Annotated in this window: 15 protein-coding genes; all 15 read right to left on the bottom strand. The window is 46.9% G+C overall.

Annotated elements, in window-relative coordinates; genetic code table 11:
• Positions 1-30: 30 nt before the first annotated feature.
• Entirely contained in the window at positions 31-1,074 is a 1,044-nt protein-coding gene (locus ACZYR9_RS12250) for a tripartite tricarboxylate transporter substrate binding protein (RefSeq protein ID WP_488978902.1), read from the bottom strand.
• Positions 1,075-1,148: 74 nt separating this feature from the next.
• On the bottom strand, positions 1,149-2,294 hold the full coding sequence (locus tag ACZYR9_RS12245) for an acyl-CoA dehydrogenase family protein (RefSeq protein ID WP_488978779.1): 1,146 nt from the start codon (positions 2,292-2,294) through the stop codon (positions 1,149-1,151).
• 37 nt (positions 2,295-2,331) lie between these two features.
• Positions 2,332-3,498 carry a dihydrodipicolinate synthase family protein gene (locus ACZYR9_RS12240; RefSeq protein ID WP_488978778.1) on the bottom strand — a complete coding sequence of 389 codons (1,167 nt, stop codon included), beginning with the start codon at positions 3,496-3,498 and terminating at the stop codon, positions 2,332-2,334.
• 128 nt (positions 3,499-3,626) lie between these two features.
• Complete coding sequence (locus tag ACZYR9_RS12235; protein ID WP_488978777.1) at positions 3,627-4,004, bottom strand: cupin domain-containing protein; 378 nt, start codon at positions 4,002-4,004, stop codon at positions 3,627-3,629.
• 31 nt (positions 4,005-4,035) lie between these two features.
• Positions 4,036-5,094, bottom strand: coding sequence for a zinc-dependent alcohol dehydrogenase (locus ACZYR9_RS12230; protein WP_488978776.1), 1,059 nt, complete (start codon positions 5,092-5,094; stop codon positions 4,036-4,038).
• 75 nt (positions 5,095-5,169) lie between these two features.
• Positions 5,170-6,747, bottom strand: coding sequence for an acyl CoA:acetate/3-ketoacid CoA transferase (locus tag ACZYR9_RS12225; protein WP_488978775.1), 1,578 nt, complete (start codon positions 6,745-6,747; stop codon positions 5,170-5,172).
• A 72-nt stretch (positions 6,748-6,819) separates the two neighbouring features.
• Positions 6,820-7,878 carry a tripartite tricarboxylate transporter substrate binding protein gene (locus ACZYR9_RS12220; RefSeq protein WP_488978774.1) on the bottom strand — a complete coding sequence of 353 codons (1,059 nt, stop codon included), beginning with the start codon at positions 7,876-7,878 and terminating at the stop codon, positions 6,820-6,822.
• Positions 7,879-7,927: 49 nt separating this feature from the next.
• Positions 7,928-8,353: a MaoC family dehydratase gene (locus ACZYR9_RS12215; protein ID WP_488978773.1), complete on the bottom strand. Its 426-nt coding sequence runs from the start codon at positions 8,351-8,353 to the stop codon at positions 7,928-7,930.
• Between the two features lie 352 nt (positions 8,354-8,705).
• Positions 8,706-9,746: a LacI family DNA-binding transcriptional regulator gene (locus ACZYR9_RS12210; RefSeq protein WP_488978772.1), complete on the bottom strand. Its 1,041-nt coding sequence runs from the start codon at positions 9,744-9,746 to the stop codon at positions 8,706-8,708.
• A 187-nt stretch (positions 9,747-9,933) separates the two neighbouring features.
• Positions 9,934-11,433, bottom strand: a complete 1,500-nt coding sequence (locus tag ACZYR9_RS12205) for a tripartite tricarboxylate transporter permease (RefSeq protein WP_488978771.1) — start codon at positions 11,431-11,433, stop codon at positions 9,934-9,936.
• Positions 11,434-11,445: 12 nt separating this feature from the next.
• Positions 11,446-11,895, bottom strand: a complete 450-nt coding sequence (locus ACZYR9_RS12200; protein WP_488978770.1) for a tripartite tricarboxylate transporter TctB family protein — start codon at positions 11,893-11,895, stop codon at positions 11,446-11,448.
• A 288-nt stretch (positions 11,896-12,183) separates the two neighbouring features.
• A complete protein-coding gene (locus tag ACZYR9_RS12195; protein ID WP_488978769.1) occupies positions 12,184-13,899 on the bottom strand; it encodes an FAD-binding protein in 1,716 nt (571 codons plus the stop codon).
• Between the two features lie 50 nt (positions 13,900-13,949).
• Positions 13,950-14,966, bottom strand: a complete 1,017-nt coding sequence (locus ACZYR9_RS12190; protein WP_488978768.1) for a Gfo/Idh/MocA family protein — start codon at positions 14,964-14,966, stop codon at positions 13,950-13,952.
• A gap of 22 nt (positions 14,967-14,988) precedes the next feature.
• Complete coding sequence (locus tag ACZYR9_RS12185; RefSeq protein WP_488978767.1) at positions 14,989-15,750, bottom strand: SDR family NAD(P)-dependent oxidoreductase; 762 nt, start codon at positions 15,748-15,750, stop codon at positions 14,989-14,991.
• A gap of 32 nt (positions 15,751-15,782) precedes the next feature.
• Positions 15,783-16,817 (bottom strand): TRAP transporter substrate-binding protein, encoded by a 1,035-nt coding sequence (locus ACZYR9_RS12180; protein WP_488978766.1) that lies wholly within the window; start codon positions 16,815-16,817, stop codon positions 15,783-15,785.
• Between the last annotated feature and the right edge of the window lie 73 nt (positions 16,818-16,890).

The raw sequence follows: 16,890 nt of genomic DNA, 5'->3' as shown, positions 1-16,890 counted from the left end.
TACTTGTTAATGCAGCGATTATAAACCGATTTATTTACTGAGTCCCAGCGTTTTAAAAGCCCTGCCAAAGTTATCATCGCTCTCTTGCATAAATTTCCCGAATTCCGGGCCTTCTCTATACACTAAACGGTATCCGCTCTTTTTCATGAAATCTTTAAACTCCTGCTCTTCCGATGCCTTCTTAAAGGCTTCGGCTAATACTTTTACAATTTCATCCGGAGTGTCTTTAGGAACGGCAACTCCGCGCCAAGTACTGTAATATTGAGCCTTGATCCCCGTATCCGCTTCAAACGTTTTGACGCCGGGAAACACCTCCGACTCCCTGGCATCCAGGATGGCTAAGGATTTTAGCTTCCCGGAGTCTACAAGTGCTTTGGCTTCCGGCGGACTTACAAGTACAGCATCGATATGGCCGCCTAAAACATTGGTCAGTGCGCCTGCGGTGCCATCAAGAGGAAGATGTGTAAATTCTACGCCGGCCGCTTGTTCAATGGAGGCTGCGTTCACATGATGGATCCCGCCTGTACCGGAGTTGCCGATCTTAACATCCCCCTTTTTTTGTTTGGCATACTCAAGGAATTCCTTCGCCGTCTTCCAAGGAGCGTCCGCTTTGACTGAAAGAGCCAGGGGATCATCATTAAATTGAGCTACCGGCTTATATTGCTTATAGTTAATCCGGGTAGTACCCAAATGATGAAGCATCGTTAGTTCTCCGGTGACCATAGTGATCGTATATCCATCCGGCTTTGCATTGGCCCCTTCAGTCATTCCTACCGAACCTCCACCGCCCGTTTTATTGACGATGACGATCGGTTGACCGAGATGTTTTTCCGCTACCTTGACCAAATGACGTGAAATCGTATCCGTACCTCCTCCTGCCGCAAAAGGTACAAGCAATGTAACCGGCTTAGATGGATAATCTGTTTTTTTGGCGGGCTCGGCTGCAGCAGGCTTTGCTGCAGAAGAAGCGTCAGAGTGTGTCGAGTGATTTGTCCCTCCCGTTCCTCCCCCACAAGCTGTGAGAGCCATCATTCCCAGGATAGCGCCGGATGTAATGAAACTCTTAAGCTTCATCTTTATCACATTCAATTCCCCTTTCTGTACCTTCGTTTTGAGTGATACACTGGAGGATTCTGATCAGAAGAAAATTATTGAAATTCCTTTAATATAGTGCGGCTAATAATCAGCTTATGAATTTGAGAGGTTCCATCATATATTTGACATATTTTGGCATCTCTCATAAATCTCTCTAAAGGATATTCCTTGGTATATCCGTAACCTCCGAAAATTTGCACCCCATTCGTGGCATGACGCATTGCATGATCCGAGCAGTAGTACTTTGCCATCGATGCTTCCTTGGTGAAAGGCTTGCCCGCATCGCTCAATGCGGCTGCTCTGTAAAGAAGAAGACGCCCGGCATCGATTTCCGTGGCCATCTCGGCGAGCATAAAGCCCACACCTTGAAATTCCCCGATCGGTTTGCCAAACTGCTGTCTTGTTGCGGCATAGGAGGCAGCCAATTCGAACGTCGCCTGGGAAATCCCTAGTGACAGTGCAGCAATATCTAACCGGGTGCCATTCAGCCCGGACATCATAATCTTAAATCCTTGTCCTTCCTCTCCCAACATATGTTCAGCAGGTATTCTTACCTGATCGAAAAATAATTGACTTATCGGGATACCATGCTGGCCCATCATATAATCTCTCGGTCCTGCCGTAAAGCCTTTCGTTCCCTTTTCCACGATAAAGGTCGTTAAACCGCGGACGCCCTTGGAAGGATCTGTAGAAGTTAAAACCATCACCATATCGGCAACCGGACCCAGCGTAATAAAAGACTTTTGACCATTAATAACCCAATGATCGCCATCTCGAACCGCCGTCGTCTTGATACCGGCTACATCGGAGCCGGCGTTAGGTTCGGTTAGGGCAAAGCTTCCGATCTCAGTACCGCTGGTCAGGCCAGGCAACCATCGTTTCTTTTGCTCCTCCGTACCATAGGTATGGATCAAAAATATTTGGAGCCGCAAAGCGCCTGTTACATTACTCACCGCAGCACTCGCACGAGCGATTTCTTCGTTGCACATCACGGCTGCCAATGTACCGCTGTTGATTCCCCCCTGAGATTCAGGCAGCTCCATTCCCAAGATGCCAAGCTCACCTGCCGTGCGTAAAATGTCGGGGAAGAATTCATCTTTTTCATCGATTTCTTTCGCGCGAGGAGCAATGACATCATTGGCAAACTCCCGTACTAAATCGCGGACTTCCTTCACTGTATCGGAGATTTGAAAATCCATGAGAAATCAACACATCCTTTTTATGTTTTTTCAGCTTTTACGCGTGAATACCTGCCAATGACAAAACCAATTTCATGCGCTGCTCCGCAAGCTCGGGATCGCGCAGCAAATGAGCTTGATCGGCCAATATAAACAATTCAGACAGATGCGGGATTGAGCGGGCGCTCTCCTGCCCTCCGATCATACGAAAATGAGATTGATGTCCATTCAAATAAGCCATAAATACGATACCCGTCTTATAATAATAAGTGGGCGATTTAAAAATATGGCGGGATAAAGGGAGCGTAGATGTCATAATTTGATTGTATTTTTCCATGTCCCCTATATCCAGCGCATGAATCGAGGCGGAAGCCGCAGGGGCAATAGCATCAAAAATCCCTAAAAGCGCATCACTATAACCTTGCTCATCCCCGGCTATTAAAGATGGATAATTAAAATCGTCTCCCGTAAACATGCGAACCCCTTCAGGCAGGGCACGACGCATTTTGATTTCCAATGTATGTTCCAGAAGCGATATTTTAATACCGTATACTTTTGCGGCATTTTTATTGATAATGTCCAGGCATACCTTCATGGCGGCATCATGGTCCGGATAGCCCCAATATCCCGAAAGCGAAGGGTCAAACATTTCTCCAAGCCAATGGAGGATAACAGGCTTTTTCACTTGTGACAGAATCGTCTCGTACACCCTATAGTAATCTTCCGGCCCTTTGGCACATTTGGCTAGTGCCCTGCTGGCCATCAAAATAATTCTGCCACCGTGGTCTTCAATAAAATGGCATTGCTCCAGATACGCTTGTTCTATACCATCTATAGTTAAAGCATCTGTCAGGCTAAGGTGATCCGTACCCGCACCGCAAGCGATATCCCCTCCGACCGCCATGGCTTCATGCAATGATTGCCGGATTAGCTCCTTCGAGGTTTCCCAGTCCAGTCCCATTCCGCGTTGAGAAGTATCCATGGCTTCAGCGACAGACAGTCCTAACGACCAAAGATAACGCCGGTATTCCAGAGTCCCCGTCCAATCGATGCCGGGCTCCCGGGAACGATCAACGTCAGCCAGCGGGTTGGCGACCACGTGCGGCGCCGCATAAGCGATACGGCTTTTTAACGGTTCCGAGGGGGGGTGCCAGGCCGCAGACCGTTTGGGCTTGTAGGATATCAATTCTCCATTACTGTTGGGCAATAAAATGGTTTTGGCCATTTATGTAAACCTCCTAAGCCAAGTTAATACGTATAAAACCCGATTTCAAAGTTTAACTTCACTGATTGAGCCGGCCGGCTCATAGATCGCAAGAAGATGCACATATGCTTCCCGTCATCCTCGCCATATCAAACTCCATGTCTTTCCTGCTCTTCTTTCCAGTGGGAAACGACGCCGGCCGGTGAATATACAAACATCATGACCATAGGCCCGTCGGGTCCATTGACCAGCTCATGGATAACATGAGGCGGAAGGTATATCGCCGTTCCTTCCTCCACCATCCGTTTTTCCTCGCCAACCTGCATGAACCCTTTGCCTTTGGCGATAAAGTACACTTCTTCCTGCTCATGAGCATGGATCGGCACCGAACCGTTCGGATCAAGTTCAACATATCCCATGACAAAGTTTCCGGCCTGAATCGGGCTGTTCGCGCCGATCATCACCCGTGTTCTCCGCCCTGTTGGAAATCGGGTTCCGGCTATATCCTCCAAACGAATCGTTTGCATATAATCCCTCCGTGATGGCTTCTCTTCTATATCAATCTTCTCCAACTTGGATGAGGACCTTTATGGCAGGCTCTGCTTTGAGATGTGCCATTTCCATGGCGGTGGAAAGCTGGTTCAACGGGAATTGATGGCTTACCAGCGAGCGAACATCAACCCGGCCGGACCCGATCATTTGAATCGCACGGTCCCATACCCTTGCGCTGGCCATATTTCCATATACCCGGACATCCTTGGTGATTAGCTGTGAGGCATGGATTTCCACGTTCCCTTTATATAGACCGACCAGTGAAATTTGACCTCCCGGACGAACCAGATTTATGGCTAATGCTACCAATGAGTTGATCCCTGCAGCCTCAACAATAATATCCACTCCATGTCCATCCGTGATTTCCTCGATTTCCTTTACCTGCATCGGGGTGTCATTAACGTTGGAGATGACAACGCTGCAGCCTAATCTTTGGCCCATCGACAGCCGAAACTTATCCGGATCCACGCCAATAATCCGGGCTGCCCCCATCGCTTTTGCAACTTGACATATCAATAAACCGATGGGCCCCAGTCCAAATACCAGCACATTCGAACCGGCAACGGAATCCAGCTTATCCAACGCATGCAGGGCAACCGTTAACGGCTCAACCAGAGCGCCTTCTTCAAGCGAAACCTGAGCAGGCAGCTTATGAATGGCCCGTTCCGGAAGAAGAAGGTATTGCGCAAATGCTCCGTCATGACCCATAATGCCTACCCGAATCCTTCTTTTGCAAATATTGGTGCGGCCATTCAGACAATCCCCGCATTTGCCGCAGCCGATATGACATTCCCCTGTAACCCGGTCTCCCGGCCGGATATCCTCCACTTTCGGGCCGCATTCCACCACTTCGCCAGACCATTCATGTCCGGGAATAAGCGGGTATTGCAGCAAACCATCTTTTAAGTAGGAAATAGAGCCGTCGTATATTTTTACATCCGTCCCACAAATGCCTGCATACTTCACTTTGATCAATACCTGGTCCTCATAAGGTACGGGAATGGATCGTTCCGAAATCACCACATTTTGAGGAGAAGCAAATTCAGCGACCTTCATACTCGACATGTTCACCCATCTCCTTGTTATACGTCTTGCACCCTCCCGCCTCTTAGGCGTCTCCTATAAACCCAATGACGGCTTCTACCGGTTCAGATAAGCCGCTTTAGTTTTCATTTCATTCTTGATCCCCATCATTTCCGGCTTGAAAATACGTGAATCCATAAGCTTGACCTGCTGCGGTACGATAACAGGAAATTCAATTTGCTCTAAAATATCCCTCCTGATATCGATACCTGGAGCGGCTTCTTTCAGAACGATTCCTTCCGGTGTTAACTCAAATACTGCGCGTTCCGTAATGTATACGGCCTTTTGGCCTCTCTCCAAGGCATAAGAACCCGACCAAGTCACCTGCTCAACATCCTGGATGAATTTTTTGACGGAGCCCTCCTGCCGGATATTCAGCTGACCGTTATCCACACGGCAATCGCTTTTGCCGGCTGTAAGGGTTCCAAGGAAGCAGACCTGCTTGGCATTCTGGGTTATGTTGATAAAGCCTCCCGGACCGACAATTTTACCGCCAAACCGGCTTACGTTGACGTTACCCTTCCGGTCCACCTCCGCAAAGGATAAGAAGGCCAGATCCAGACCTCCGCTGTCGTAAAAATCAAACTGGTAAGGCTGATCAATCATAGCTTCATAATTCGATGCCGCTCCGGCATCATTGCCTAATGCGGGAATTCCGCCTATCAGTCCTTGTTCCACCGTTAACGTTAGATCGTTGGATAACCCTTCTTCCGCAGCAACAAAGGAAATTCCGTTGGCTACGCCAAAACCTAAATTGACAACCGAATCCGGATACAACTCCATCGCAGCCCGCCGGGCAATGACTTTTCTGGCATCCAAAGGCAGGACCGGCAACTCATCATCCAATCTATGAATGAATCCGGCATAGGCCGGATCAAATTTGGTTACGTATGTTTGCCAAGGTTCAGGATCGAGGACGATATAATCCACCAGGATGCCGGGAACTTTGACCTGTTTGCCTGGCAGCATTCCTTTTTTCGTAAGACGCTCCACTTGGGCGATCACGATCCCCCCGCTTCGGCGTGCAGCTGTTGCGATGGACAAATTCTCACCGAAAACGGCCTCGTTCTCCATCGTCAGGTTGCCCTTTTCATCGGCTGTTGTAGCCCGGATAAAGGCAACGTCAATCATCAACGGTTTAAACCGCAGATATTCCTTGCCATCCAGATGAATCACTTCCACTAAATCCGGACCCCTTTTGATCCCTTGCTGTCCTCCCTCCAAGCGGGGATCGACAAAGGTATGCAAACCGGTGGTTGTGATGAGTCCAGGTCGTCCACCCGCAATCTCCCTGGTTAATTGAGAAAGCACTCCCTGCGGATAGGTATAGGCCTCAACCTCTCCTGCCGCCACCAGCTCGGCCAGCTTCGGGCTATTGCTTAACGTGCCGCATATCGTACGCCGGATCAAACCGGAATGGGCTAACCGGTTTACGCCTGCCGTTTTCCAATCGCCGATACCGACAGCATGGATGCAGGTAATAGAGCGAGGACTTCCTGACCTGACGTAGCGATCTCCCAAAGCCTCGATCAGCCTCTCAGGGACGGCATGCCCTCCTCCTGAACCACCGATCCAAAGAGAGTCATGATCCTTGATTAGCGCCGCCGCTTCTTCAGGTTTGATGAGTTTAGCCATTTCTCACACTCCTAATCCTTTTTAACGCCATCCCAGATGAATCTTAGAAAAAAAGACTGAGCAAGCCCAGTCTTATTGAGTTATTCCCAGCTCCTTGAATGACTTGCCGAATTTCTCGTCACTTTCTTTCATTAACTGTCCGAATGCAGGACCGTCCTTTTGAACCAGACCGTGCCCTCTGCCATTCATAAAGTCAACAAACTCCTTTTCTGCAGCACCTTTCTTAAAGGCTTCAGCCAATATTTGAACGACATCGTCAGGGGTATCTTTAGGTACGCCGATTCCACGCCAAACATTGAAATATTGAGGTTTCAAACCCGTCTCAGCTTCAAATGTTTTAATCCCGGGAAATACAGCCGCTTCTTTGGAATCCAGGATCGCTAAGGTTTTTACTTTGCCGGAGTCTACGTGGGGCTTAACTTCAGGAGGAGATACAAGCACAGCGTCGATATGTCCGCCCATGAGAGAAACAAGTGCCGGGGCAGAACCGTCAAATGGGACATGATTAAATTTTACGCCTGCCGTTTTTTCAATGGATGCTGCATTGATATGCCAGATGGCCCCTGTTCCGGAATTACCGATTTTGACCTCTTCCGGGTGCTTTTTGGCATACTCGATAAAATCCTTAGCCGAATTAAATCGAGTATCATTCGCTCTTACGGAAAGCGCAGGCGGTTCCTCGTTAAACTGGGCAACCGGCTTAAACTGAGTGTAGTTAATCTTGGTTTGTCCTAAATGGTGGATCATAGTCAGCTCTACTGTAAGCATCGTGGTAGTATAGCCGTCAGGCTTGACATTGGCACCTTCTGTCATCCCAACCGATCCGCCGCCTCCGGTTTTATTCACCACGACGATCGATTGGCCTAAATGCTTTTCCGCTGCCTTTGCCAGCTGACGTGAGATGACATCGGTACCGCCTCCCGCTGCATGGGGAACGATGATGGTAACCGGCTTATTCGGGAAATCCGATTTTTTCACGGGTTCAGCTGCCTTAGGGGCCGGCTCCTGCGGCTTAGAAGCGTTACCGTTATTATTGGTGCTATTGGCGCTGCCGCCTCCGCAAGCCGTAAGGGCCAGCATGCCGATCATGGCTCCGGAAGCAAGTACACTTTTCCAGGAATGCTTTTTCATTTCAAATCCCCCTCAAAATTTGGATTGAATAACCGATAAGTCGACCAAGCTAGTCAGCCGTTTCAAAAAACTTTAGTATATGCTGTCCTACTGTACACAGTTCACCATTTTGCTTGAAGACCTCGATATTGGACTTTGTTTTTAGCTCATCCTCGTCAATCTCTGCAATGGTATAAGTCACGGTTACCGTATCCCCGATAAAAATCGGTTTAATAAATCGTATACGGTCATATCCGTATGAAACAGCGGTCATATTCGTTTTGTTGGCCATATAAGTCGATGTTGTCGAAGCAAAGCCAATGGATAGTACTCCATGGGCAATTCGTTCCTTATAAGGGGTTTTGCTCATGTATTCTTGATTGACATGGTTCGGACTCAAATCACCGGTAATACCTGCAAACAGATAAACATCCGATTCTCCAACCGTTTTACTGAATGATACTTGATCGCCAATTTCCAACGGAATTTTTTTCATTGTGATCAAATCCCTTCTCCATGTTTTTTGTTTTGCAAAATAGCTTGGTCATTTCTACTTTATAATCTGAGGCTAATTGAAACATTGAGCTCCTTTACAATCACCCCCTTTAATGATAAGGTTCTGGTGAAACTTAATTACACATTTTCAAGATTTATGTAATCGCTTTCAACAAGTGATGGTATTAAAAGCAGCATATATAAGTGCTGGCTTCTTTAATGCATTTAAACGTTTAAAATGTTAATTAAAAAAAAATATGAAATGCGATTTTTTTCGGTTGTTGGATGAAAAGACATCTAAACCTTATGATATGTTGTTTAGAATTTTCTGTCAATATGTAATTTGAAAGCGCTTATTCCTCTCCATTCATGGCGCTCCCACAAGAACGACGCACGATCAATTCGGTCGGCAATTTGATATGCCATGGAGCCGCAGGGTCTTGTGGTTCATCCTTATTTTCAATTTTCTGCATCAGTCTTTCAGCGGCTAAACTAGCCATTTCGGCTGCTCTGTGCCCTATGGTCGTCAAACTGATCAAGCTATGCCCGGATAGTCTGATATTATCGAAACCAACAAGCGCTATATCCTCCGGAACACGTAATCCACGGTGATTTAAAATCTCCATAGCATCAAGGGCCAAATAATCTCCCGTCGCAAAAATGGCTGTGGGCTTGATATCATTCTCGAACATACGGTTGACGGCTTGTTCCACATTGGTTTCCCTTTCGATGACTTCTTGAACAAAATTGGCCGGGACACCGAACCCGTGCTCTTTCATAGCTTCATAATAGCCTTGGACACGTTCACCGATATTATCGAATTGAGCCAGTCCATGAAGAATCCCTATTCTTTCATGCCCCAGCTTAATCAGATGAGTAACGGCATCGTAAGCGCCCTGAAAATTATCTAAGACGACATAGTCATATTCTCCGTCCCCTTTTTTGCGGCTGTACAGAACGCAAGGAATATTGTTCCTACGCAATCGCTCAATAGCATCCGGATTCAGCAGGGATCCGATAATCACGCCATCCACACGCATGGTAATCAATAAATCAATATATTTATCCATCTTGGATTCATTCTCTTCGGTTACGCACAATGTGACATGACAATGATATTTCTCAGCTGTTTTGACAATCGTTTTTGAAGTTTCCGCAAAAAATAAATTGGTTAGATCCGATACAATCAATCCGATATTAAAAGTCCGGCCTTTTCTCATGCTGCGGGCTATTAAATCGGGATAATAATTCAGCTCTTTAATTGCTTTCAAAACCTTGATACGGGTATCTTCTTTCACAATTTTTTTACCGTGAACGACATTGGAAACGGTTGCATAAGATACACCGGCATGGGAAGCCACTGCCTTCAGATTCACTTTTTTGACATCTTTCATTTACAGCACCTCTTGCCTGTCTTAATTTATTGGCTTTCACAATCGCAAATGATATATATATCCTAATTCGATAAGCAGTAAAAAGCAAGCGGGAGTTGATGTTGATGGAATGACGCTTATTGTACGGAGAAACATGACATGCGGCACCAACAAAAGCATCCCCTATCCGATAGGGGATGCCGTTATATTACATTTCAATATCGTTGGCAAGCATTCCTCTCTTTTGTTTAATACCTGCGTAAATGCTGATGAGCAAAACGAGAATAGCGATACCCATTAAAGTACCGGAAATAGGACGGGAGAAAAAGCCAAGAAAGTCACCTTTGAAGAAGATTAAGGATTGCAATAAGGAGCTTTCCAGCAGTTTGCCTAGTACAAATGTCAGTACGATCGGAGCCATTGGAATGTCCAGCTTTTTCATGAAGTAGCCCATCACGCCGAATACGAACATGACCCCAATATCAAACAGATTGTTATTGATGCTGTATGCACCAATGACGGTTATAACAAGAATAATAGGATACAGCAATCTTGCCGGTATCATGGCAATTTTCCCCCACATGCTTGCCATCGGCAAATTCATAATCAAGAGAATAAAGTTTCCGATAAACATGCTGGCAATAATCGCCCAAACAATGACGGGATTATTAGTAAACAACGTAGGACCGGGCGTCAACCCGTGCATAATAAAGGCTCCAAACAAAATAGCTATCGTAGGTGAACTCGGGATGCCCAAGGTAAACAACGGAATCAGCGCTGCACCGCAATAAGCATTGTTTGCGGTTTCCGGCCCCGCCACTCCTTCAATAGCTCCTTTACCGAACCGGGACGGATCTTTGGCGACCTTCTTTTCCACCGTATAAGACAAAAGAGAAGGAATTACAGCATTGGTACCCGGGATCAAGCCTGTCAAAAATCCGATTCCCGTACCTCTGCCGATCGCCTTCAAAGTGGGGCTCCACTCCTCCCTTTTCGGTAAGACTCCATTTACTTTAGCCGGCTTTTCTTTATTCGCAATGCTCTCGAGCCCTAAAAGAACCTCCGAAAGCCCGAACAATCCCATAGCAACCGTAACAAAATCGAGCCCCTGCATTAAATAAGGATTATCCAGGGTGAACCGTACGGCTCCGGAAACCGGATCCATTCCAAATAAAGCCAAGGTTAAGCCCATTATAGCTGAAATCATTCCGCGAACCAATGATCTGCCCATTAATCCGATGACCATAATTAAACCTAACAGCATAAGGGTAAAAAATTCCGGCGGTCCAAACTCCAAGGCCATTTCGGCAAGCGGAGGGCCAATCAGCGCCAAGCCTAGAATGGCAACCGTCCCGCCGATAAAGGACCCGATTCCGGCTACGCCCAGAGCCGTACCGGCCCGGCCTTGTTTGGCCATCGGGTGACCGTCAAGACAAGTAATGACGGATGCCGCTTCACCCGGCGTATTGATCAATACCGAGGTCACGGTCCCACCGTACAACGATCCATAATAAATACCCGATAACATAATGATCGCTGAAACAGGCTCCATCGAGAAGGTAATGGGCAGCAAAAGAGCGGTAGCGGTAGTCGGCCCCAAGCCCGGCAAAACACCCACCATCATTCCAATAGTAACGCCGATGAGACAGTAGAGCAGATTCCACAAAGTCAGTGCTGATTCAATTCCTTGCAGTATAGCTGAATCCATTCCCCTTCCTCCTTACCATCCAAGTTCGTTCACTGGCAGTGGAACACCCAATAATGTGTTAAATACATAAAATACGATGATGGACGTTACAAGAGAAATCCAGACGGCCGAGTACCACTTGTATTCCCTTACCAGAACAATAAACATGAGAATAAAGCTGGATATAACAAAACCTGCGAAAGAAACCATCGCCACAAAAAGAATAAGTGAGCCCAGTGCGGCAAGTATACTTCTCAGTGGTCTTCCCTTAGGCAGGATGTCTGAGAAACGCAGCACTTCTTTTTTGATCGATTCCCAAATATAAAGCAAGGAAAGTAAAATTAATAAGCCGCTCAGCCACATCGGAAGCAGTCCTGGTCCCGGACCTTGACGCGTGTAATAATCATAAGAAAAAGATTGCCAAAATATAAAAATAGCGTATCCGAGTAACGATAACCCGGCCCAAACACCCGCGTTTTTCATGCAACTCACATCCTATGCTAAGAAATTTATTCCAGCAGCGCCGGAGCACGTTTATAAACAAATAAAAGGTTATGTATCCATAATGTCTTATTTTTTCATCCCTCCTTTCAGGTCACGATAAAACTACAACAATTGTCGAATAATGTAACCGCTTTCAATTGCTAATAAAAAAATCATGGGATTTCCTGTTCATTCATTTCTCTTTGGAGAATGGGGTAAGACAAAATCCCGACACCAAGCTCGGGATTTTGTCCGAGTCTTCGAAGCCAATTCTCATTGGCAAAGCTTTTATTGTTCCTCTAAGCGAGCCGTAAAGAATCCTTCCGGATGGCAGCTGTCCAAAAAAATATTTTTATTCCAGCTTGGGTCCACGTTCGGATAATCCTCACGGTAATGGCCTCCGCGACTTTCTTTTCTGGCGAGAGCTGCGGTAGCCATAATGCTTCCTGAATCGAGCAGGTTTTTAAGCTCCAGCAGGCGGATTAGATTTTTGGGATGGTCCAGGCGGACTTCATTAAACAAGGCATGCTCGATTTCATGTATCTCCCGTTGAAATTCCAGCAAGCCCCTCTCCGTTCTAATAATCAGCAAATGCCGATTTGCGGATTGCTGCAAACGTTTTTTAAGGTCGCGCAATTCCGTTGTGCCCGTCCCCTTAAACTGGTTCAGAAATTGCCGCTGCTCATCGTAAATACCGGATATCGCCGGATGATCCCCGCTGTCTTTGGAAAATTGAGCTGCCGCCTCACCGGCTCTTCGGCCAAATACTTGGCAGGTAACCGACATATTTCCGCCAAGCCGATCCGCTCCATGAGGTCCCCCTGCTGCTTCACCTGCAGCATACAACCCTTTGATGTTCGACGCCGCTTGCTCATCGATTTTCAGACCGCCGTTGATGCAGTGGGCGGAGGTTGTAATTTCAACCTTATCTTTGTATAAATCGACATTTTTCTTTAAATGCCACTCATAGGCGATCGGCCACATTTTCGCAATACTCGTAGATTGCTCTGCTAGAATACGGTCGAAATCTTTGCCAAAAAAGTCCAGATAAACGCCTCCGCCTTCGGTTCCATTCCCATGATTGATTTCTTTATGGATGGATATCTCCATATAACGGGATATATCACGGGCACTAAAAGGGAAATGCTTCTCCTTCTCTTTCATGACCGCATCAACGGTCAAGCCATCGGGAAGGTATTTTTCAATAAAGGTGTCACCGTTTTTGTTGGTGATGTTAGGCTGTGCTTCCCACAAGTAGGAATTGAATAAGTTCATGAACGGTGAGCTTAGGCTAATACCGGCCTGCATAAACTCCATATTCACCAAATGAGCGCCGGCACGATAAGCCATCGCATAGCCGTCACCGGTAATATCATAAGGATATAGGTTTCGTTCGAAAAGTTGACTCGCTCCGCCTGTCGTTAGAATGGTGGCCTTCGCCCGAATGATGACCGAATTCCCCTCCTGATCGACGGCATAGGCACCATAGCATTGGCCGTCGCGAACAATGAGATTGCTCACCATCAAACGATCCATCACTTTAATATTCCGTCGGGTCGCTTCTTCTCCTAATGCCTTGATAATCGGTTTGAAATGGTTTTGAATCACATGAGAACGCGGTTTGGTCGAAAAACAGGCTTGATACGCCAAATAGTTCGTATTCGTCTTTTCATATACCACACCGTATTGCTCCAAATATTTCATTGCATCTATCGCTTCATCGGCTAAAATGCGGCTAAGACGCGGATCTGACATATCCTGTCCTGCATCTAAAATATCGTTAAGAAACTGTTCGGGAGAATCGGTAGAATCCGCCGCACCATCGGGTACGTTAAAGGCTCCTACTTCCGCAACGCTATAAAAGGTCGCCCCGCTCTTTCCAAAAGCTCCTTTGACCACGACCAGAACTTCCGCTCCCGATGAATCGGCGGATAAAGCTGCACGCAAAGCGGCTCCACCGCTGCCAACCACCAACACATCCGTTTGAATTTCCCTCATCATCATGGTTCCCTCCGGAAAAAATGCTTTTCATGTATTCCGTATCTTATGAGCAGCTAAAGAACGGTTTGATCGATTTCTTTTACCGTCTGAATTTCTTCGAGCGCCACCACTCTTTTTTCATCAAGCGAGAGCTTTACCGCTTCAAGCACACGCATAACCCTCAATATTTCCCTGCCGGATGCCTGAGGCTCTCTTCTTTCAAGGATGGACGTACAAAATTCTTGAATTTGACGGTCAAAGTTTATGCCACCTTCAAGATAATGGCCGTAATCTTCGGTTTCAACAAGCCGATCTCCTATCCACAGATCTTTTTCGTCCTTTATTCTCATCGTTCCCTTCGTACCCACGATCATTCGCTCGTTTCTCGGCGGATTGCAGTGAAAGGAAAGAAGCACGGACGCCGTTGCTCCGGATGGGAAGGTCAGCAGGATGGTGGCTTGGCTCGTGCCTGGAAAATGCTCGCTGAACGATCCGCCTGCCGCATATACCGTCAAGGGCGTTTCATCCAGGAAGTAAAGAGACGTATCTAATAGATGCGGGGCATTAAGTTCAATAATCAAATGCTTCATGCCGCTCCACCATTCGGCAAAAAGCTGATTAAAATTCACTCCCAAATAATGAGTTGTATCCACAATTTCCCCGATTTGAGGCAGCTCTTCCTTTGCCTTTTCAATCGCTTTAAAAAACCTGCGGCATTGGGCGACCATTAGCGTGACGTCGTTTTGTTCCGCTGCATCCAGCATCTCGGCCGCTTCCTTATAATCCATAGCCATAGGCTTCTCTACCAGGATATGTTTTCCTGCTTTGGCAGCTTTGATCGTTTGCCAATGATGATCCGTATTTGGAGTACAAAGCACGACGGCATCAATGGTTGAATCCTTTAGCACATCCTCGTAATTGGTGTAAAATGTAGCAGCTCCATACTCCTCCGCAGCCCGGCGGGCCCGCTCCTCACTCCGGCTCATAACCGCGACAAGTTCCGCCACATCAGGTGAATTTTGAATGGCACGCAAATGAGCGGTGGAAATTCTGCCAATGCCTACTACAGCCAATCGTATTTTTCTTCCCATTGTCCCATCCCCCTTAAAAAAATTATTCCATTAATACTCCACCATCAACATTCATGCTTTCACCGTAAATATAGCTCGATGCATCCGAGCATAGGAACAGGATGGCATTTGCAATTTCCTCAGGTTTAGCGAAGCGTCCCAAAGGAATGCTGTCTGAAACCTGAGAGCGGGATGTGTCATTTAACCCCGTATGCATTTCCGTATCCGCCGGACCCGGACAGATCGTATTAATCCTGATCCGGCTTGCGGCCATTTCTCGGGCTATAGATTTCACTAGAGCCAATACGCCTCCTTTGGATGCTCCATAAGCAGCTGTACCTATACGCCCTCCCCCGCGTTTGGCGGTATCGGAGGCAATCGCTACGATACTCCCGGATTGATGCGGGATCATAAGGCGATAAGCTCCCTGGATACATAAAAACGTTCCTGTTAAATTGATCGCGAGAACACGGTTCCATTCCGAAACGTTCATATCCAGCAGCTTCGTTTTATGGAGAACTCCCGCGCAGGTGACACAAACGTGAAGTCTTCCGAATGTATCTTGAATCCATTGGAACATCGCTTCAATACTATCAGGGTCTGCCACGTCAACGGTAATGGCGTACGCGGTTCGCCCTTCGGATACAAGCTCTTCTTTTAGCTTTTCCGCATCTTCGAGATTAAGGTCGGCCAGAATAACGGTTGAGTTCTCTTCCGCAAAAGCTCGTGCCGTCGCACGGCCGATTCCGCTGGCAGCGCCTGTAATGAGGACAATGCGATCCTGCATCGTGTAGCGATTAAACATGGGATAAGCCTCCTCTAATCGATTCTAATGGTTTATTGGGATTTGGCTTTCTCGATTTCCTCGTAAAGCGCCTTTCCGTTTGGAATATCTTTTAATAAAGTATCATATACCGGCTGTGCCGCTTTCTTAAAGCTTTCCAAATCGGTATCTACGATCGTAACGCCCAATGCTTTGGCTGCGTTAATGGAATCCTCGTAAGATTTTTTATAAAACGCTTTGCCATAAGCTAATGCTTCGTTGCTTGCCTCCCGTAATATTTTTTGCTGGTCAGGAGTTAGGGCATCCCATTTGATTTTGGAAATCATCAATACGGCCCCGGCATGATGAAGCTTTGTTTTACTATAATATTTGGACACTTCAGCAAACTTATCGGTGACGTAATTGTCGGGCGAGCCTTCTCCCCCATCCACTGCTCCTTGCTGCAGCGCCACATAAACCTCAGTTGTGGACATTGGTGTGGGTTGGGCTTTCAAGGACTGATACGTACTCAAATAACCTGGAGATTGCATCACGCGAATCTTCATACTTTTGAGGTCCTCCGGGCTTCGGACCGGTTTGGAGGCATATACATTGCGTTCCATCACAGAAAGCCAGCCTAATCCGACTAACCCGTGCTGCTGCAGCATGTCCAAATACTTTTGGCCCACAGGGCCTTCCAATACTTTATTGCCTTGGTCGATGCTGTCAAAAAGATAAGGCAGATCAAAAATCATATATTCTTTTACTGTATTTTCCATTGGTGCATGGGTGGAAATAATCATGCCTAACGAACCGGTTATTGCGCTTTGAATCAATTTTACTTCTCCGCCGAGCTGAGCTTGGGGAAAGACATTGATTTTCATAGCTCCATTGGACTTCGTCTCCACTAATTCCTTGAGTTTGGCAGCGGTCTCATAGTAATGGGCGCCCGGCATCTGGACATGCCCCAAATCCAATTCAACAACACCGCCCGCCCCGCCATTGCTGCCGCCGGCTGTGTTGGAAGCGGTCGAACCGCAGCCGGTCAATGCCGTTATTGTCAGCAAGCTTACCGCCAATGCTGATGAAATCAATTTTCTCTTGAACATTCGAATTTCCTCCCCATGGTCTATAAAAGACTAATCTAAACTGCGGTTTTATAGAGTACTGAGTAGGTTTTCA

It is taken from the genome of Paenibacillus sp. F024 (genome assembly GCF_057814255.1).
Note: the sequence above shows the minus strand (reverse complement) of the source record. Positions and strands in the feature narration are given on the sequence as shown.